The sequence below is a fragment of the Microbacterium sp. cf046 genome (genome assembly GCF_900114345.1).
In the GTDB taxonomy this organism is placed as follows: Bacteria; Actinomycetota; Actinomycetes; order Actinomycetales; family Microbacteriaceae; genus Microbacterium.
The window spans coordinates 527142-545369 of sequence record NZ_FOZJ01000002.1 but is presented as its reverse complement, the minus strand read 5'-3'; the positions used below and the strand labels follow the sequence as shown (position 1 = coordinate 545369).

The window sequence follows — 18228 nt, the reverse complement described above, 5'->3', positions numbered from 1 at the left end:
GTTTCGTTGGCGCACAGCGCACAGTGCCTCCTCTGCTCCGGCTCTAGGATGAGTCGCGACGCCCTCGAATCCACTACTCGGCCCCTCGGGCCGCCCGCCGAAGGAGTGACCATGTCCTCGATCGCCGCCGTTCCGGCAGCACCGTCCCGAGTCCGCGTGCTGGCCGACGTCATCGCCCGCCCGTCCTCGCGCGCTCGCGCGTTCGCGGTGGACGCCGCGCTCGTGCTGGCCGGCGCAGCCGTGGTCGCGCTGCTCGCCCAGGTCGAGATTCCGCTGTGGCCCGTGCCGATCACCGGCCAGACGCTCGGCGTCATCATCGTCGGCGCATCGCTCGGCGCGTGGCGCGGAGCCGCCGCCCTGACGACCTACATGGTGCTCGGCCTCGCCGGCCTGCCGATCTTCGCCGGACTCACCGGTTCATTGGCAGCCCTCGCCAAGCCGAGCTTCGGCTTCGTGATCGGATTCATCTTCTCCGCGTTCGTCGCAGGGTGGTTCGCGGAGCGTGCATGGGACCGGCGCCCGGCGCTGGCCTTCGTCGGCTTCGCGGCCGCGAGCATCGTGCCCTTCCTGTTCGGCATCCCGTACCTCGCGTTCGTGCTGAACGTCGGCATGGGACTGGAGCTGTCTTTCTGGCAGATCCTCGAAGCGGGGCTGTTCCCGTTCATCGTCGGCGGCCTGATCAAGGCGGGGATCGCCGCCCTGATCATCCCCGGTGCCTGGGCGCTCGTGCGCAAGGTGGACGCAGGCAAGACCAAGGAGAGCTGAGCTCGACGTCGTCCGAGAGGGCTTCGACCGGTCGTCGGTCGGAGCCCTCTCGCCGTGCGGGCGGGCCATTGTGACGCTCGATTTCACCTCCATCGCGAGACGTAAGTAAGGTAAGGGTTACCTAACTCACGACTCGGAGGATCTCGTGCATCGAACCCCTATCGCCCTCACCACCGCGCTCGCCGCCGTTGCGACCGCGGCGCTCGTGCTCACCGGCTGTGCGGGCCAGACCGCCCCCGGCGCAGACACCGGGACCGCCGCGTCAGGCGACGGCGGATTCCCGGTGACGATCGAGCACGCGTACGGCGAGACCACGATCGGGGCTCAGCCGGAGCGGATCGCGACGGTGGCGTGGGCGAACCACGAGGTGCCACTCGCACTCGGCGTCGTACCGGTCGGCATGAGCAAGGCGACCTGGGGTGACGATGACGGCGACGGGGTGCTCCCCTGGGTGGAGGATCAGCTCGACGAGCTCGGTGCCGAGACCCCTGTGCTGTTCGACGAGACGGATGGGATCGATTTCGAGGCCGTCGCCGACACCGAGCCGGACGTGATCCTCGCCGCCTACTCGGGCCTCACGCAGGAGGAGTACGACACGCTGTCCAAGATCGCCCCCGTCGTGGCGTACCCCGACGTCGCGTGGGGCACTTCCTACGAGGACATGATCCGCCTCAACTCTGCAGCGATCGGCCTCGCGACCGAAGGCGATCAGCTGATCCAGGACCTGCACGCCGAGGTCGCGACCGCGCTGGCCGAGCATCCCGAACTCGCCGAATCGAAGGTGCTGTTCTCCTACATCGATCCGACGGACCTGAGCCAGGTCGGCTTCTACACCAGCCTGGACACCCGGCCCGGGTTCCTCACCGGTCTCGGGCTGCCCGAACCGGCTGTCGTGGCCGACGAGTCCGCCGGGACCGATCTGTTCTACGTGACGGTCAGTTCCGAGGAGGCGGATCGCTTCGATGACGTGGATGTGTTCGTGACGTACGGTGAGGCCGACGGTGCGATCATTGCGCAGCTGCAGGCCGACCCGCTCCTGTCGCAGATCCCGGCGGTCGCGAACGGCAACATCGCGATCCTCGAGAACTCCACGCCGCTCGCCGCATCCGCGAATCCGTCGCCGCTGTCGATCGGCTGGGGGATCGACGAGTACTTCGCGCTGCTCGCAGGCGCGCTCACGTAGAGACCGTGACCGTCACTCAGATCAGGCCGCCCCTGCCGGATGCCGCCGCCGTGCGGCGTCCGGCGGCGGTGCGCCTGGCGTGGCTGGCCGGAGCGGTCGCGCTGCTCGCGCTCCTGTGCGTCGCGTCCATCGCGTTCGGAGCCCGTGAGGTCTCGCTCGCCGAGATCGTCGCGGCGATCGGTGGCGACGTGGACGGCGTGTCCGAAGCGGCGGTGCTCGCGCGCATACCGCGCACCGTCCTGGCGATCCTGGTCGGCGCCGCACTCGGGCTGGCCGGGGCGAGCATGCAAGCCGTGACGCGCAATCCGCTCGCCGATCCGGGCATCCTCGGGGTCTCCGGCGGCGCGGCGCTCGCGGTGGTGATCGGCATCGCGTTCTTCGGGCTGGCGGGCCCGTCGGCCTACATGGCCGTCGCGATCGCCGGGGCGACCGGCGCAGCGATCTTCGTGTACGCGGTCGGCTCGCTCGGCCGCGGCGGCGCGAGCCCGCTGAAGCTCACGCTCGCCGGCGCGGCGATCTCCGCGGCGTTCGCCTCCCTCACGAGCGCGATCCTCCTCCCCCGCGTCGATGTGATGGAGACCTTCCGGTTCTGGCAGATCGGGGGCGTCGGCGGCGCGACCTGGGACCGCATCGCCCTCGTGACACCCGTGCTCGTCGTCGGAGCGCTCATCTGCGTGCTGTGCGCGCGAGGCATGAACTCGCTGGCGCTCGGTGACGACCTCGCGGCGGGTCTGGGTGAGAACGTCTTCCGCACGCGGCTGATCGCCGCCGCCGGCGCGGTGATCCTGTGCGGCGCGGCCACGGCGGTCGCCGGGCCGATCGCGTTCGTCGGACTCGTGGTTCCGCACTTCTGCCGCCTGCTGGTCGGCACGGACCATCGCTGGCTCCTGCCGTTCTCCGCGATCGCGGGCGCTTCCCTTCTGGTCGCCGCCGACGTCATCGGGCGGGTCGTGGCCCGGCCCGAGGAGATCGAGGTCGGCATCGTCACGGCGTTCGTCGGCGCCCCGCTCTTCATCTGGATCGTCCGACGCCAGAAGGTGCGCGAACTGTGAGCGTGCAGGCCGTCATCGCCGGGCGCAGGGCGCGTCTGCGTCATCGCTCATCGGTCGTCGTGGTGCTCGGCATCCTGATCCTGGCCGTGTTCGCGGTGACGCTCATGGTGGGCAACACGTTCTACGATCCGGTGCAGGTGACACGCGTGATCCTCGGCGAGACGGTTCCGGGTGCGTCGTTCACCGTGGGCGAGCTGCGTCTCCCCCGCGCCGTGATGGGGCTGCTCGCAGGGTTCGCATTCGGCATCGCCGGCGTGACCTTCCAGACGATGCTGCGCAATCCGCTCGCCTCGCCCGACATCATCGGCATCAGCTCCGGCGCGAGCCTCGCGGCGGTGTTCGGAATCGTCGTCCTCTCACTCGACGAGACCGCGGTGTCCTTCCTCGCGCTGATCGGCGCTCTCGCCACTGCGTGCGTCATCTCCCTGCTCTCGAACCGCAGCGGTTTCGCGGGCACACGTCTCATCCTCATCGGCATCGGCGTGGCCGCGATGCTCGACAGCGCGGTGACGTACGTCCTGTCCGGCGCAGCCGTCTGGGATCTCCAGGCGGCGATGCAGTGGCTCACCGGCAGCCTGAACGGCGCCACCTGGTCAGGCGTGCTCCCCCTCGCCGTGGCGAGCGGCGTACTCGTTCCCCTGCTGCTCGCGCAGGGGCGCGGACTCGGGATGCTGCGCCTCGGCGACGATCCGGCGGCGAGTCTCGGCGTGAACGTGCCGCGGACCCGCGTGCTGCTGATCCTGGCGGCAGTCGCCCTGCTCGCCTTCGCGACCGCGGCGAGCGGCCCGATCGCGTTCGTCGCGTTCATGGCCGGCCCGATCGCCACGCGCCTGACCGGGCCCGGTGCCTCCCCCCTGCTTCCCGCAGGTCTGGTCGGAGCGCTCCTCGTGCTCGTCGCCGACCTCGTCGGCCAGTTCGCGTTCGACAGTCGCTACCCCGTCGGAGTCATCACCGGGGCGCTCGGCGCGCCGTACCTCGTCTACCTCCTCATCAGGATCAACCGCTCCGGAGGGTCGATATGACCGAACCACACAGCCCCGCGACCGATCACTCGCTGGAGGCCGAGGCCCTGACGCTCGCATACGGCGATCGAGAGATCGTCCGCGCGCTCGATCTGCGGGTGCCGCCCGGGCGCATCACGGCGATCGTCGGTGCGAACGGATGCGGGAAGTCGACCCTCCTGCGCGCGCTCGCGCGTCTCATCGCTCCGCGAGCCGGGCGGGTCGTGCTCGACGGCACGCCGATGCACGCGCGCCCGTCCAAGGAGATCGCCCGCGTCCTCGGCCTGCTGCCGCAGAGCCCGGTCGCGCCGGAGGGCATCGCCGTCGCCGACCTGGTCGGGCGTGGGCGTCACCCCCATCAGCGGATGCTGTCGCGATTCAGCGCCCACGACTACGCGGTCGTCGCAGAGTCGCTCGCCGCGACCGGCATCTCCGAGTTCGCGGACCGCTCCGTCGACGAGCTGTCCGGCGGCCAGCGGCAGCGGGTGTGGATCGCGATGGCGCTCGCCCAGGAGACCGACATCCTCCTGCTGGACGAACCGACCACATTCCTCGACGTCGCACACCAGGTGGAGGTTCTGGACCTGCTGACCGACCTGAATCGCGATCGCGGCACCACGATCGTGATGGTCCTGCACGACATCAACCTGGCGGCGCGCTACGCCGATCACCTCTTCGCGATGCGTGACGGCGAGGTCATCGCCGCCGGTGCGCCGTCCGACGTGGTCACGAGCGGGCTGATCCGCGACGTGTTCGACCTCGACGCGCTCGTGATCGGCGATCCGGTCTCCGGCACGCCCATCGTGCTGCCCCGCGGGCGTCACCACGTGCTCGCCGACCACGGCCACGGCGTGACCGAGCACGGCCCCTTCCTCCGATCCGCCGACAAGACCGAGGAGTCACGTGTCATCCACCACTAGTCAGATCCGCTTCTTCCGAGCCCGGGTGAGCGCCATCACCGATCTCACGCCGAGCTTCCGGCGGTTCACGTTCGGCGGCGCAGACCTCGCCGACTACGGGGACCCGGGGTACGACCAGCGCGTGAAGGTCGTGTTCCCGACCGAGACGGTCCCGCTCGACGCGATGCCGATCGGCGACGACTGGTACACGCAGTGGCGTGACATGCCGGAGGAGGATCGGCCGCCGTTCCGCACCTACACGACGCGTCGGGTGCGCAACGCGGAGCACGAGGTGGACATCGACATGGTCGCCCACGACGTGCTGGGCCCGGCATCCGCCTGGATCTCGCGTGCATCGGTGGGCGACGAGGTGCTGATCCTCGCGCCCACGACGGCGCACACCGGCGTCAGCTACGGCATCGACTTCGTGCCCCCGGCGCACACCGAGAATCTGCTGCTGGCCGGCGACGAGACGGCGGCGCCGGCCATCGCCGTGATCCTTGAGCAGCTTCCGCCCGAGGCCACCGGGATCGTCGTCCTGGAGATTCCGCACGAAGACGACGCAGCCTATCTGCCCCGGCATCCGGGCTTCGACTACCGGGTGCGAGCCCGCGGCGCCCGCGAACGGCACGCCCTCCTCGTTCCCGCTGTCGAGGAGGCCGCCGCGCAGCTCGTCCCCGCGGGCGAGGGCGCTGCGGTCGAGGAGATCGACATCGACACCGGCATCCTGTGGGAGGTCCCGCGGACGGCGAAGGGCGGTGCCGCCCTCAAGAGCGCGCGGCTGTACTCGTGGCTCGCCGGCGAGTCCGGGGCGATCAAGTCGCTGCGCCGCCACCTGGTGGCCGAACAGGGCGTGGATCGACGAGCGGTCGCCTTCATGGGCTACTGGAGGCTCGGCAGAGCCGAGAACTGAGCGCTGCCCCGCTCAGCGGTGCGGCGCCGCTTCGTGGGCATGCCCGAGTCGCAGGCCCGGCACGAGAGCGAGCAGGGCGAGCACGGCGGCGATCGCGAAGACGCTCCAGAAGCCCGCCTCCGTGCCGAGGAGTGCGGTGAAGACGAGTCCCATCACCGCGATGGCCGCCGATGCTCCGATTGCATCCGAGATCGACAGCGCCGATGAATTGAACCCCTGATTCTGCGGTGTGGAGTACGCCAGGGTGAGCACGGTCAGGCGGGGGTACATCAGGCCCATGCCCGCGCCCGCGAGCGCCCAGCCCGCGATCAGCACGGCCGGATGCAGGTGCGCGAACGCGGTCGCGGTCGCAACCAGGAGCGCCGTGAACAGCAGTCCGGTGCCGATCAGCGTGATCCGGGTGTTTCCGATCCGGTCGCCGAATCGCCCCTGCACGTCCGCCGCGGCAGCCCACAGGAGCGCGGCTGCCGTCAGCCCGAGTCCCGCCCACGTCGGCGAGAAGTCGAATTCGGCGATCAGCAGGTACGGCACGTAGATCTCCGCGCCGAACAGCGCGCCCGCGATCAGCCCGCGCATCAGGATCACGCTGGGCAGACCCCGTGCCGAGCGCAGGGTTCGCGGGGGCAGCAGGGGCCTGGCCGCGAGGCCGATCACGATGACGGATGCGGCGACCGCGAGCACCGACCACGCGCCGAACCCGCCGGCGAGGCTCAGACCGAGCGCACCCACCGCCACGACGACGGCGCACGCCAGCCGGACCAGAACCCGGCCGCGGTCCGACGGCTCGTCGGTGTGCAGCGCGATGCCGTGCAGTTTGAGCGCGACCATCGTGAATGCGATCACGGTGAGGACGGCGACGCCGAGGAACACCCATCGCCAGTGCAGGTACTCCGTGACCGCGCCGGCCAGGAACGGACCGATGAGCGACGGCACGACCCAGGCGGCGGAGAACGCCGCGAACACCCTGCCGTGGATGGAGGCCGGGTAGATGCGCGCGACCACGACGTACAGCGCGACCGTCTCACCCCCCAGACCCAGCCCCTGGATCAGGCGGCCGACCACCAGGAACGGCATCGTCGAGGCGAGACCGGCGACGACGAGGCCGATCACGAAGAGCGCGACGGCGGCGTACAGGGGCGCCTTCGGCCCCGATCGGTCACTCCATGCGCCGACCGCGACCATTCCGATGACGCTCGTGGCGAGCGTGCCCGCGAAGGCCACCGCGTACAGGGTCTCGCCCTGCAGATCGGCGCTCACGATCGGCATGACGGTGGTGACGGCCAGCGCCTGGATCGCCGCGAGGAACACGAGCGAGACGGCGCCCACCGTCACCCAGCGATACCCCGCGCCCCAGATCGACTCCCCCTGACCCGCGGCGAGAGGATCCGCAGTGGCGGCCTCCCGAGGATCCGTCACGACGATGCCAGCGCGCCGATGCGCTCGACGGCCTCGCGCAGGACCTCGGGCGAGCAGCCGAAGTTGATGCGCACGTGTCCGAGACCTTCGTCCCCGAACAGCGGCCCGAGGTGAAGCGCGACACCGGCCTCGCGACGGATCGTGACCGCAGGATTGTCGCCCCAGCCGAGTTCGGTCAGGTCGACCCATGCCAGGAAGCCCGCGTCGGGGATGCGGTATCGAGCCGCCGGCACGTGCTCGGTGAGCAGCTCCGCGAGCAGTCGCCGGTTGGAATCGAGCGAGGCCAGAAGTGCGTCGAGCCACTCGTCGCTCTCCTGCGAGAACGCCGCGACCCCGGCGATCGCGCCGAACAGTCCCGTCCGCCATTCGATCTCGTCCGGCAGGGCGCGCACGACATCCGCCGTGTGCGGGGCGGCGGTGACCATGAGTGCGCACTTCAGGCCCGCGAGATTGAAGGCCTTGCTCGCACTGGTGACCGCGTAGCCCACCTCGGCAGCCGCGGGCGAAGCGGACAGGAACGGCGTGAAGCGGTGGCCGGAGTGCACGAGCGGAGCGTGGATCTCGTCGCTGATCACGGTCGCCCCGAACCCCGCCGCGAGGTCGGCCAATGCCGCCAGGGTCTCACGGGAGTGGGCAGTTCCGGTGGGGTTGTGCGGGTTGCACAGGAGCACGGCACGTGCGCCTCCGGCGAGCGCCGCCTCGATGCCGAGCAGGTCGAGTTCCCACGCCGAGCCGGTGTCGACGAGCGGCACGCGCTCGACGACGGCACCCGCCTCGGGCACGCACTCGTAGAACGGCGGGTAGACCGGCGGCGTGACGATCACCCGGTCTCCCGGCGAGGTCACCCGCCGGAGGATCTCGACGACGCCCATCATGACGTCGCACGTCGTGCGGATCCTGGCGGGGTCGACCGTCCATCCGAAGCGTCGCTGTGCGAAATCCGCGTAAGACTGGGCGATGCCCGGGTCGGGAGGCGTATATCCCGTGTCCCCCAGCTCGACAGCACGCGAGAGCGCGTGGGTGACGGCCGGCGCCGGGGGGAAGTCCGTCTCGGCCACGAAGAGCGGCAGGACGTGGGGCGGATACTTCCGCCACTTCGTGCTGGAGCGCTGTCGCAGCTGTTCGATGGGCAGTGCCTGCAGAGGGGTGACGCTCACTCTTCGACCCTATCGACGCGAGCGGATGCCGCGACTTCGCGCGTCAGACGGCGAAATCAGATCGCGAAGCCGAGCGCCCGCATCATGTCGCGGCCGTCGTCGGTGATCCGCTCAGGACCCCACGGCGGCATCCAGACCCAGTTGATCCGGAACCGGTCGACGACCTCGTCCAGCGCCTGCGCGGTCTGCTCCTCGAGCACGTCCGTCAGCGGGCAGCCGGCGCTCGTGAGGGTCATGTGGATGACCAGGGCGTCGTTCTCGTCGTCCCAGCCGAGGTCGTAGATCAGCCCGAGGTCGACGACGTTGATCCCCAATTCGGGGTCCATGACGTCCTTGAGGGCTTCTTGGACCTCGTCGTACTTCTCGGGTGCGAGCGTCGCGGTCATAGGAGGATTCTACGCTTCGCCCTCGGCCGCGGCCTCGAGAAGCGGCTCCATGAAGCGGTCGTACCCCTCGTCCTCGAGCCGTTCGGCGAGCTCGGGGCCGCCCTCCTCGACGATCCGGCCGGCGATCATGACGTGCACGAAGTCGGGGTGGATGTAGCGGAGGATGCGCGTGTAGTGCGTGATCAGCAGGACGCCCAGGTCGGTCTCCTCCTTCGCGCGGTTCACGCCTTCGGAGACGATCTTGAGCGCGTCGACGTCGAGGCCGGAGTCGGTCTCGTCGAGGACCGCGATCTGCGGGCGCAGCAGCTCGAGCTGCAGGATCTCGTGACGCTTCTTCTCGCCGCCCGAGAAGCCTTCGTTGACGTTGCGCTGCGCGAACTTCGGGTCCATGCGGAGGTTCTTCATGGACTGCTTGACATCCTTGGTCCACGTGCGGATCGGCGGCGCCTCGCCGTCGATCGCGGTCTTCGCGGTGCGCAGGAAGTTGGTGACCGTCACCCCGGGGATCTCGACCGGGTACTGCATGGCCAGGAACAGGCCGGCGCGGGCGCGCTCGTCGACGGTCATCGCGAGGACGTCCTCGCCGTCGAGCGTGATGGTGCCGCTCGTCACGGTGTACTTGGGGTGTCCGGCGATCGTGTAGGCGAGCGTGGACTTGCCCGAGCCGTTGGGGCCCATGATCGCGTGGGTCTGGCCCTTGCGGATCGTGAGCGTCACGCCGTTGAGGATCGGCGTGGTTCCGGCATCCGTCTCGACCGTCACATGCAGGTCGCGGATCTCGAGGACTGACATTCAGACTTCCTTCTTCACAGCTGGGTCGATGAGCACGTCGTCGCCGTCGATGACGACCGCGAACACGGGGACGGGCTCGTACGCGGGGAGATTGAGTGGCTTGCCGGACCGCAGGGAGAACGCCGAGCCGTGTGCCCAGCACTCGATCGTGTCGCCGTCGACGAAGCCCTCGGCGAGCGAGATGTCGCCGTGGGTGCACACGTCGCCGATCGCGTGGACCTCGTCGCTCGAGTCGCGGACGACGCAGATCGCGACGCCGTCGACCTCGACGCGCAGCGCCGAGTCCTGTTCGAGTTCGCTGAGTGTGCAGACGCGGGTAGCGGTCACGGAGCCGCTCCTTCCTGAGGTTCTGCCTCGATCGCGTTCAATTCGCTCTCGATGGCACTGTGCAGCTCGGCCTCCAGGGCGGGAATGCCGATGCGCTGCACGATATCGCTCAGGAAGCCGACGACGACGAGGCGACGCGCCTCGTCCTCGCTGATCCCCCGTGACTGCAGGTAGAACAGCTGCTCGTCGTCGAAGCGGCCGGTCGCACTGGCGTGGCCGGCGCCGCGGATGTCGCCGGTCTCGATCTCGAGGTTCGGGATCGACTCGGCGCGGGCGCCGTCGGTCAGCACGAGGTTGCGGTTGGCCTCGTACGAGTCGGTGCCGACCGCGTCGGGTCCGATGAGGACGTCGCCGATCCAGACGCTGCGGGCGCCGGCACCCTGCAGGGCACCCTTGTACAGCACGTCGCCGCGGGTGTCGCGTCCCTTGTGGAACAGGTAAACCTGGCTCTCCAGGTGCTGGCCGGAATCCGAGTACGAGAGGCCGTACAGGTGCGCCTGCGAGCCCGCTCCGGCCAGTTCGACGCTCGGGTTGATGCGAACCACGCCGCCGCCGAAGCTGATCACGAAGTGACGCAGCGTGGCGTCGCGATCGACGCGCGCCTGGTGGGATGCCGCGTGGACGGCGTCATCGTCCCATCGCTGCGAACTGATCACCGTGAGGTGGGCGCCGTCGCGGACGATGATCTCCACGTTCTGGGCCAGCCGCACCGATCCGGTGTGGCGCAGCACGATCGTTCCACGTGCGTTCGGCATGGCCTCGAGCACGAGGTGCGTGTGGGCGAGCCCGCCGTGGCCGTTCACGTCGACGTAGACCGGCTCCTCGAGCTCGACCTCCGCCGGGATCCGGAGCAGGTGCGCGCCCGCCTCATGCCGCCACGCGATGGCGGCGGGCAGATCCTCGGGGACGAACACATCACCGCGAGGGGCGGTGCCCACCGCGAGCGTCGCGGTCTGGACCGCGTCGGCCGCCGAGACGGCGACGCTGACGGCACCCGCCACCCCTTCGACGTCGTCGAAGAGCGGCGCGAGGCGGTCGACCGGTGAGTGCTTCCAGTTGACCTCGCGGCCGGTGGGCCGTTCGAAGTCGGCCGGGTCGTACGAGCGCGGGCGCTCGGAGCGGGTCTGGATGGGGGCCCAGGCCCCGTCGGTGTGCGCGGTGGAACCCGGCACCGTGGGCGGTGCCTGCGTCGTGGCCGTCATCTAGCCGACCGATCCTTCCATGCCCATCTCGATGAGCTTGTTGAGCTCCATGGCGTACTCCATGGGAAGTTCGCGGGCGATCGGCTCGATGAAGCCGCGCACGATCATCGCCATCGCCTCGTCCTCCGGCATCCCCCGGCTCATCAGGTAGAACAGCTGCTCTTCGCTGACCTTCGAGACCGTCGCCTCGTGACCGAGCTGCACGTCGTCGACGCGGATGTCGATCGATGGATACGTGTCGGACCGCGAGATCGTGTCGACCAGGAGCGCATCGCAGCGGACCGTGTTGGCGGAGTGGTGCGCGTTCGCGTCCACCCGTACCTCGCCGCGGTAGCCCGCGCGTCCGCCGCCGCGGGCGATCGACTTCGACACGATCGAGGACTGCGTGTACGGCGCCATGTGGATCATCTTCGCGCCGGCGTCCTGGTGCTGCCCGGGGCCGGCGAAGGCGACCGACAGGGTCTCGCCCTTGGCGTGCTCGCCCACGAGGAAGATCGACGGGTACTTCATCGTGACCTTCGAGCCGATGTTGCCGTCGATCCACTCCATCGTCGCGCCCTCGTGCGCGATCGCGCGCTTGGTGACGAGGTTGTAGACGTTGTTCGACCAGTTCTGGATCGTCGTGTAACGCACGCGGGCGTTCTTCTTGACGATGATCTCCACCACTGCGGAGTGCAGCGAGTCGCTCTTGTAGATCGGGGCCGTGCAGCCCTCGATGTAGTGCACGTACGAGCCCTCGTCGGCGATGATGAGCGTCCGCTCGAACTGCCCCATGTTCTCCGTGTTGATGCGGAAGTACGCCTGCAGCGGGATCTCGACGTGCACGCCGGGCGGCACGTATACGAACGATCCGCCCGACCACACCGACGTGTTCAGCGCCGCGAACTTGTTGTCGCCGGCGGGGATCACGGTGCCGAAGTACTCCTCGAAGAACTCGGGGTGCTCACGCAGCGCGGTGTCGGTGTCCATGAAGATGACGCCCTGGGCCTCGAGCTGCTCGTTGATCTGGTGGTACACGACCTCGGACTCGTACTGCGCGGCGACCCCGGCGACGAGGCGCTGACGCTCGGCCTCGGGGATGCCCAGGCGCTCGTACGTGTTCCGGATCTCCTCGGGGAGCTCTTCCCACGTGCCGGCCTGCTTCTCGGTCGAGCGCACGAAGTACTTGATGTTGTCGAAGTCGATCTCGCTGAGATCGGCGCCCCACGTGGGCATCGGCTTGCGCTCGAACAGCTGCAGGCCCTTCAGACGGGTCTTGAGCATCCACTCGGGTTCGTTCTTGAGGGTGGAGATCCCGCGCACGACCGACTCGCTGAGCCCGCGCTGTGCGGCGGCTCCCGCGGCGTCCTCGTCGTGCCAGCCGAACTCGTACTGCCCGAGGCTCGCAAGCTCTGGTCGGTCGATCAGCACATCCGACATCGTCACACTCTCCTCCGGGCCACAACGGTGTCATCCGCCCCGGCATTCCTACTCCTCCGGTGGAGTTCCGAAGAGGGATGCCGCTCGGTGGGCCCAATCACGAGGCGCCGTCCTGCGCGCCTACACTGTCAGTGATGCAGAGCGCGACGCGCCCGCATCCGACCCTTTGATTCTACAGGGTTCCGCCGCCCCACCGGTTGGCCGGACCCTTCTCCGGCCACGTCCGGTGCGCATTCCCAGGAGGCGAGGCCCGATGGCCGCGGACCCCACGAGGACCCCCAGCGGGGCCCCGGACGAGACCAACGGCTCGCCGACGCAGGTCGCCCGGACGGGATTCCTGCGTCGGTTCTGGGAGTGGCTGCCCGCCCGTGTCGACCGCCGCGTGATCGCCGCGGCGTGGGCGACCCTTGCGGTCCAGGTCGGGATCGTCGGCACCGGCGGGCTCGTGCGCCTCACCGGCTCGGGACTGGGCTGCCCGACCTGGCCGCGCTGCACGGACGGGTCGTTCGTCCCCACACCGGAGATGGGGATCCACGGAGTCATCGAATTCGGCAACCGCACGCTGACGTTCGTGCTCGTCGTCGTCGCCATCCTGATGTTCCTGTTCGTCGTGCGGATGCGTCGCCGGCGCCGCGATCTGTTCTGGCTGTCGCTCGTGATCGGCCTGTACGTGCCGCTGCAGGCGATCATCGGCGGCATCACCGTGCTGACCAACCTGAACCCGTACGTCGTGGGCCTGCACTACTTCGCGTCGGTCGTCCTCGTCTCGCTCGCGACGGTGCTGGTGGCGCGCGTCTACGCCGCACCCGGCCCTCGCGTGCGCGCCGTGCCGCGCTGGTTCGCCCTGCTGGCCCACCTCACGAGCGCCCTCGTACTGATCACCGTGGTCGTCGGAATCCTGGTGACGGGGTCCGGCCCGCACGCCGGGGACGGCGGGGCCGCGCGGAACGGCCTCGACCCCGAATTCATGCAGCACGTGCATTCCTGGCCCGCATACGCCCTGCTGGCCCTCACGCTCGTCCTGGTCGCCGCCTCGTGGCGCACGGACCCCGCGCTCCGCCTCCGCCTCTGGACCGGTCTGCTGCTGGCCGTCGAGGCCGCACAGATCGTCGTCGGCCTCTGGCAGGCGCGGACAGGACTGCCGATCGTGCTGGTCAACGTCCACATGGTCCTCGCGGTCCTCCTGGTCGCGGCGATGACCGCGGTGGTGATGCATCTGACTGCGTCTGCAGGAGTTGTCCAGGAAGACCCCGCGTACGCTGGATCGGTTCACGCCGCACCCGCCGGTCGCTGATCCGCGCTCATAGCGGACTCATCGGAATCGCACACGTGCGGCTCGGGTGGCCGAGCGAAGCTTGACCCGCGCGGCTGAGCCGCCACCCCCAACCTCAAGGAGTTCTCGTATGACCGTTCGTCCCAGCCTTCTCCGCAGCATCCCGTTCTGGATCCTCCTCGTCGGATCGCTCGCCACCAGCGCATTCGGCGCGTGGCTCGCTGTCACCAAGCTCGGCGTCATGTCCACCGGACTCACGGACGGCACCGCGACCCCGGTCGACGTGTACGTCGGCCAGGTCTGGGCGATCGTCGGCGGAATCCTGATCGCCACCGGCATCATCGGACTCGCCCTGACCCTCGTGGTCGCTGCCGTCCGCTCGTTCGTTCCGGTCAGCGATGTCGAGATCATCGAGGCGCTGGACTGGACCCCGGAGGACGAGTCCTTCACGGACGCGCCGGTCGAGCAGACCGCTCCCGCGACTGTCGTCGCCGACGAGCAGCTCGTCTCGGTGCCGGAGGCCCCACCGCAGCGCTGATCCGCGTGTCGGGCTGAAACAGCCCACCGGAAGGGCGGGAGTCCGCGCAGAATCGCGCACTCCCGCCCTTCCTGCTCGATACTGACTGCGTGGACCCTGTCGGAACGATCACGTGGATCGTCCTTTTCGTGATCACGACCGTCGCCGTCACGGGGTTCGTCGGACGGCTGGGGTGGTCGGCGCCGGTCGCCCTCGTCGTCGTCGGCGGTGCCGCGTCGTTCATCCCCGCTGTCCCGCAGGTGCAGGTGCAGCCCGAGCTGATCCTGTACGGCATCCTGCCGCCGCTCCTGTTCGCGGCCGCCATCCGCACCTCGGTGATCGATGTGCGCGCCCGTCGCGACAGCATCCTCCTCCTGTCGGTCGGCCTGGTCGCCTTCACCGTGCTCGTCGTCGGGATCGCCGCCTTCGCCCTGATTCCGGCGATCACGCTCGCCGCGGCGTTCGCGTTCGCCGCGGTCGTCGCGCCAACCGATGCGATCGCCGTGACAGCGATCGCCGGTCGACTCGGCCTGCCCAGGCGCGTCGTGACGATCCTCGAGGGCGAGAGCCTCCTCAACGACGCAACCGCCCTCGTCGCGCTGAACGCATCGATCGCCGCGATCGTGAGCGTCGTCACCCCGGCGGAGATCGGGCTGGACTTCGTGATCGCCGTCGCCGTGGGCACCGGCGTGGGGTTCGGCGTCGGCTGGATCGTCTCGTGGGTGCGATCGCGACTGCACTCCGCCGTCCTCGACACGAGTCTCACGCTCGTGACCCCGTTCGCGGCATTCCTGCTCGGCGAGCTGCTGCACGGGTCGGGGGTCCTGTCGGTGGTGATCGCGGGACTGTACCTCGGCTATCGTGCCCCGGCCGTCTCCTCGGCCGAGGCCCGCGTCGCCGAGCGACTCAATTGGCGGACGATCCAGTTCCTCCTGGAGAACGCCGTGTTCCTCTTCATCGGGCTGAACCTGGAGGGCATCCTCGAGGGCGCGATCCGCACCGGTCCGGGCATCTGGCAGACCGTCGTGATCTGCATCGGTCTTCTCCTCGCGCTGGTGGTGTCGCGGTTCGCCTGGGTGATGGGCACCACGCTGCTGTACCGGAAGGGGCCGAAACGGCTGCGCGAGCGCCGGTGGGCATGGGGCAGCGGTGTGGCCGTGGCCGCGGCGGGCGTGCGCGGCGTGGTGACGCTGGCCGCGGTGTTCCTCCTTCCGCCCGAGACCCCGCAGCGCGAGTACCTGCAGTTCCTGGCCTTCGTCGTCGTGGTCGCAAGCCTCCTGGGCGGGCTTGCGCTTCCGGCGATCATCCGGGCCCTCAAGCTGCCCAAGCCGAGCTTCACCCAGGAGCTCACCGAGCGCCGCCTGCTGATGGCCGAAGCGCGCCAGGCCGGGATCGATCTGCTCGATTCGCAGGAGGTCTCCGGCGACGAGCAGCGCGTCGCGGACCTGCTCAGAACGGATGCCGGATTCCTCGGCGAGACGCTCGACACCTACGGCCCGGATGCCTCCATCCCGCAGCTGGAGGCGAAGTTCCGGCTGCGCACCGCGATGTTGGACGCCGAGCGCGCCGCGGTGCTGCAGGCGCGTGCGGAGGGCCGCTATCAGGAACCGGCGATCGTCGCCGCGCTGCAGGCCATCGACGCGGAGGAGACCGCGCTGCGCGCGCAGTTCCCGAGGCAGGGTTGAAGCCGCACGCACACCGACGTCATCGCGCGACGAACGGGACCGGTCCGGGCCCCAGCCGCACGTAGACGCGCCGCCAGCCCGATTCGCCGAGCGAGGTCCAGCGGTGGCCGGTGCCGACGGTGTCCTCCGCAAGGAGCACGGTGCCCGGGTCGAGGGTGAATCGCTCGCCGTCGCGGGTCAGGAACTCCAGGCGGCCGGCCAGAGTCAGCACGAACTGCCGATGCGGTGCGACGTGCCAATCCAGGGATGCGCCAGGCGCCGACTCCTCGAACCGGACCTCCGAGGCCGGCGCGGCGGAACTGAGCTCCCCGACCTCGACCGTGATGACACCACGCTCCACGCGCGAACGGCCGGACGCATCCGACCACAGGCGGACGCAGCTGATCACGGCTGCTCCAGATCCGCGCGGCCGAGCCGAATCCTGCGGAACCTGGCGAGGGTGCCATCCGCCTCGAGCTGCGCCTGCGCGCGAGCGAGCCGCGCTCCGAGCGGGTCGCCGATGCGGGTCGCCACGGCGACCCGCTCGACGGACAGGCCACGGGCCACCACCTCGACTCCCGGTGTCGGCCGGACGAGATCGGTCAGGACGGGATCGAGCTTCATGAGCACGTCGCATGCGCCGCTCGTCAGGTCGGACACCGCCTCGCGGATCCGGTCGTACGCGTAGACCTTCAGCGACGCCGCCTTCCCGTCCGCGACGAGCCGACGCGCGATCGGTTCGCTCGTGTTCCCGTTCTGCACCCCGATCACGAGCCCGTCGAGGTCGTCGACCCCCCGCACGTCCGGGTGCCTGCCCACGTCCACCGCGATCGCCTGGCCCGAGACCAGGTACGGCTCACCGAACGCGGCGAGCCGCTCACGCGCCGGAGTGATCGTCGTCCCGGACGCCACACAGTCGTAGTCGGTCCCGAGGCCCGCGAAGATGCCGTCGAAGTCCGCACCGCGATACGGCACGAACCTGATGCCCCATCCGAGGGAGCGGGCGAGGGCGGCCGTCAGATCGACATCGAGTCCGGACGGGGCATCCGCCTCCCCATTGAACGGGGGGTCGGGAAAGGCCGACCCGACCCGCAGCACGGCGGCGTCGTCGAGTCCTTCCGCCATGACTCAGAAGGGCAGGAGCGGGTCGATCGCGATGGCGACGAACAGCAGCGTGAGATACGTGATCGACGCGTGGAAGACGCGCATCGGCCGTGGCTCGGTGCCGCGCACCGCGCGGTTGTAAAGGCGGTGCGACTCGTAGATGAACCAGCCGCCGAACACCAGGGCCGAGACCGTGTACACCAGTCCCATGCCGGCGACCGGGATCAGCAGGAGCGAGCAGACCACGGTGGCCCAGGCGTAGAGGATGACCTGCAGCCCCACCTGGGAGCCGTTGCGGGTCGCGCCGAGCATCGGCACATGGACTTCCTCGTACTGCTCCTTGTACTTCATCGACAGGGGCCAGTAATGCGGCGGGGTCCACAGGAAGACGAGGGCGAACAGGATGACCGGCGGCCAGGCGAGCGAGCCGGTGACGGCGGTCCAGCCGATCAAGACCGGGAAGCACCCGGCGATGCCGCCCCACACGATGTTCTGCTCGGTGCGGCGCTTGAGGATCATCGTGTAGATCACGACGTAGAAGAAGATCGCCCCGGCCGAGAGTGCGGCGGCCAGCCAGTTCGTGGTGAGCCAGAGCCAGACGGTGGATGCCGCCGCCAGCGCCCACGCGAAGATCAGCGCGCCACGCGGAGAGACCTCACCCGTCACCAGCGGCCGGTTCACGGTGCGCTGCATGTGCGCGTCGATGTCGCGATCGAGATACATGTTGAACGCTGCCGCAGATCCCGCGCTCATGGAGCCGCCCAGCACGGTCGCGAGGACGAGCCAGAGGCTCGGGAACCCGCCTTGGGCCAGGATCATCACGGGCACCGTGGTCACCAGGAGCAGCTCGAGGACGCGCGGCTTGGTCAGCGCGATGTAGGCACGGATCGTTCGACCCAGGGAATGCGGTCGACTCGTGCGGGCGGATGCTGCGCCCGCCGTCATCGTGGTGTCCATCGCTCCCCGCTCGACCGCCTGAAACTGCGTGTCGAGTCTATGGCATCCGCGCGGCGCGCCCACCGACGCGCGGCGCCTCACAGTCGGGCGGATCCCGGTGTGAGCGTGCCGACACGGCGTCGACACGACGCCGACACGAGCCGGTCGGATGGCCGTGCCACACTGCCGTCACACGACGTATCGCATAGCCGCCGCGGAATC

At 69.5% G+C, this 18228-nt stretch carries 19 protein-coding genes; 9 read left to right on the top strand and 10 right to left on the bottom strand.

Features of this window, described 5'->3' with window-relative positions; translation table 11 throughout:
- The first annotated feature begins 111 nt into the window (after positions 1-111).
- From BM349_RS08810 to BM349_RS08785, 6 genes are all read left to right on the top strand, one after another.
- The gene (locus tag BM349_RS08810) at positions 112-765 is read left to right on the top strand and encodes a biotin transporter BioY (RefSeq protein WP_091706259.1); all 654 of its coding nucleotides are present in this window, start codon (positions 112-114) and stop codon (positions 763-765) included.
- 145 nt (positions 766-910) lie between these two features.
- A complete protein-coding gene (locus BM349_RS08805) occupies positions 911-1948 on the top strand; it encodes an iron-siderophore ABC transporter substrate-binding protein (RefSeq protein WP_091706257.1) in 1038 nt (345 codons plus the stop codon).
- A 5-nt stretch (positions 1949-1953) separates the two neighbouring features.
- Positions 1954-3000 carry a FecCD family ABC transporter permease gene (locus BM349_RS08800; protein ID WP_091706254.1) on the top strand — a complete coding sequence of 349 codons (1047 nt, stop codon included), beginning with the start codon at positions 1954-1956 and terminating at the stop codon, positions 2998-3000.
- Positions 2997-4022 carry a FecCD family ABC transporter permease gene (locus BM349_RS08795; protein WP_254773797.1) on the top strand — a complete coding sequence of 342 codons (1026 nt, stop codon included), beginning with the start codon at positions 2997-2999 and terminating at the stop codon, positions 4020-4022. Before BM349_RS08800 ends, BM349_RS08795 begins: the two co-directional genes overlap by 4 nt.
- Complete coding sequence (locus BM349_RS08790; RefSeq protein WP_091706252.1) at positions 4019-4921, top strand: ABC transporter ATP-binding protein; 903 nt, start codon at positions 4019-4021, stop codon at positions 4919-4921. The genes BM349_RS08795 and BM349_RS08790 overlap by 4 nt, the downstream gene beginning before the upstream one ends.
- On the top strand, positions 4905-5813 hold the full coding sequence (locus tag BM349_RS08785; protein WP_091706250.1) for a siderophore-interacting protein: 909 nt from the start codon (positions 4905-4907) through the stop codon (positions 5811-5813). The genes BM349_RS08790 and BM349_RS08785 overlap by 17 nt, the downstream gene beginning before the upstream one ends.
- 12 nt (positions 5814-5825) lie before the next feature.
- Here the strand turns inward: BM349_RS08785 and BM349_RS08780 are convergent, their stop codons facing one another.
- The 7 genes from BM349_RS08780 to sufB are packed head-to-tail and all read right to left on the bottom strand — an operon-like array spanning position 5826 to position 12512.
- Positions 5826-7229: an MFS transporter gene (locus BM349_RS08780; protein WP_254773796.1), complete on the bottom strand. Its 1404-nt coding sequence runs from the start codon at positions 7227-7229 to the stop codon at positions 5826-5828.
- A complete protein-coding gene (locus BM349_RS08775) occupies positions 7226-8386 on the bottom strand; it encodes a MalY/PatB family protein (protein WP_091706247.1) in 1161 nt (386 codons plus the stop codon). Before BM349_RS08775 ends, BM349_RS08780 begins: the two co-directional genes overlap by 4 nt.
- 56 nt (positions 8387-8442) lie before the next feature.
- Positions 8443-8772 (bottom strand): metal-sulfur cluster assembly factor, encoded by a 330-nt coding sequence (locus tag BM349_RS08770; protein WP_091706245.1) that lies wholly within the window; start codon positions 8770-8772, stop codon positions 8443-8445.
- 9 nt (positions 8773-8781) lie between these two features.
- Positions 8782-9564 carry a Fe-S cluster assembly ATPase SufC gene (gene sufC, locus BM349_RS08765; RefSeq protein ID WP_091706242.1) on the bottom strand — a complete coding sequence of 261 codons (783 nt, stop codon included), beginning with the start codon at positions 9562-9564 and terminating at the stop codon, positions 8782-8784.
- Complete coding sequence (locus BM349_RS08760; RefSeq protein ID WP_091706240.1) at positions 9565-9891, bottom strand: non-heme iron oxygenase ferredoxin subunit; 327 nt, start codon at positions 9889-9891, stop codon at positions 9565-9567. It abuts the gene before it with no gap.
- A complete protein-coding gene (sufD, locus tag BM349_RS08755) occupies positions 9888-11093 on the bottom strand; it encodes a Fe-S cluster assembly protein SufD (protein WP_091706237.1) in 1206 nt (401 codons plus the stop codon). Before sufD ends, BM349_RS08760 begins: the two co-directional genes overlap by 4 nt.
- Complete coding sequence (sufB, locus tag BM349_RS08750; protein WP_091707216.1) at positions 11094-12512, bottom strand: Fe-S cluster assembly protein SufB; 1419 nt, start codon at positions 12510-12512, stop codon at positions 11094-11096.
- A gap of 337 nt (positions 12513-12849) precedes the next feature.
- Between sufB and BM349_RS08745 the strand changes: the two genes are divergently transcribed.
- From BM349_RS08745 to BM349_RS08735, 3 genes are all read left to right on the top strand, one after another.
- Positions 12850-13806 carry a COX15/CtaA family protein gene (locus BM349_RS08745; protein ID WP_254773860.1) on the top strand — a complete coding sequence of 319 codons (957 nt, stop codon included), beginning with the start codon at positions 12850-12852 and terminating at the stop codon, positions 13804-13806.
- A gap of 109 nt (positions 13807-13915) precedes the next feature.
- A complete protein-coding gene (locus BM349_RS08740) occupies positions 13916-14323 on the top strand; it encodes a dinucleotide-utilizing enzyme (protein WP_175525254.1) in 408 nt (135 codons plus the stop codon).
- Between the two features lie 89 nt (positions 14324-14412).
- Complete coding sequence (locus BM349_RS08735) at positions 14413-15987, top strand: cation:proton antiporter (RefSeq protein ID WP_091706233.1); 1575 nt, start codon at positions 14413-14415, stop codon at positions 15985-15987.
- Between the two features lie 19 nt (positions 15988-16006).
- Here the strand turns inward: BM349_RS08735 and BM349_RS08730 are convergent, their stop codons facing one another.
- From BM349_RS08730 to BM349_RS08720, 3 genes are read right to left on the bottom strand one after another with little or no spacing between them, the layout of a single operon-like run.
- Positions 16007-16375 (bottom strand): cupin domain-containing protein, encoded by a 369-nt coding sequence (locus tag BM349_RS08730; protein ID WP_091706231.1) that lies wholly within the window; start codon positions 16373-16375, stop codon positions 16007-16009.
- A complete protein-coding gene (locus BM349_RS08725; RefSeq protein WP_091706229.1) occupies positions 16372-17091 on the bottom strand; it encodes an ABC transporter substrate-binding protein in 720 nt (239 codons plus the stop codon). The genes BM349_RS08730 and BM349_RS08725 overlap by 4 nt, the downstream gene beginning before the upstream one ends.
- A gap of 3 nt (positions 17092-17094) precedes the next feature.
- A complete protein-coding gene (locus tag BM349_RS08720) occupies positions 17095-18015 on the bottom strand; it encodes a heme o synthase (RefSeq protein ID WP_254773858.1) in 921 nt (306 codons plus the stop codon).
- Positions 18016-18228: the final 213 nt, after the last annotated feature.

Coding starts and splice junctions, on each gene's coding strand:
- BM349_RS08810 (WP_091706259.1), top strand. CDS start 112: ATGTCCTCGATCGCCGCCGTTCCGGCAGCACCGTCCCGAGTCCGCGTG.
- BM349_RS08790 (WP_091706252.1), top strand. CDS start 4,019: ATGACCGAACCACACAGCCCCGCGACCGATCACTCGCTGGAGGCCGAG.
- BM349_RS08770 (WP_091706245.1), bottom strand. CDS start 8,772: ATGACCGCGACGCTCGCACCCGAGAAGTACGACGAGGTCCAAGAAGCC.
- sufC (WP_091706242.1), bottom strand. CDS start 9,564: ATGTCAGTCCTCGAGATCCGCGACCTGCATGTGACGGTCGAGACGGAT.
- sufD (WP_091706237.1), bottom strand. CDS start 11,093: ATGACGGCCACGACGCAGGCACCGCCCACGGTGCCGGGTTCCACCGCG.
- sufB (WP_091707216.1), bottom strand. CDS start 12,512: ATGTCGGATGTGCTGATCGACCGACCAGAGCTTGCGAGCCTCGGGCAG.
- BM349_RS08740 (WP_175525254.1), top strand. CDS start 13,916: ATGACCGTTCGTCCCAGCCTTCTCCGCAGCATCCCGTTCTGGATCCTC.
- BM349_RS08725 (WP_091706229.1), bottom strand. CDS start 17,091: ATGGCGGAAGGACTCGACGACGCCGCCGTGCTGCGGGTCGGGTCGGCC.
- BM349_RS08720 (WP_254773858.1), bottom strand. CDS start 18,015: ATGACGGCGGGCGCAGCATCCGCCCGCACGAGTCGACCGCATTCCCTG.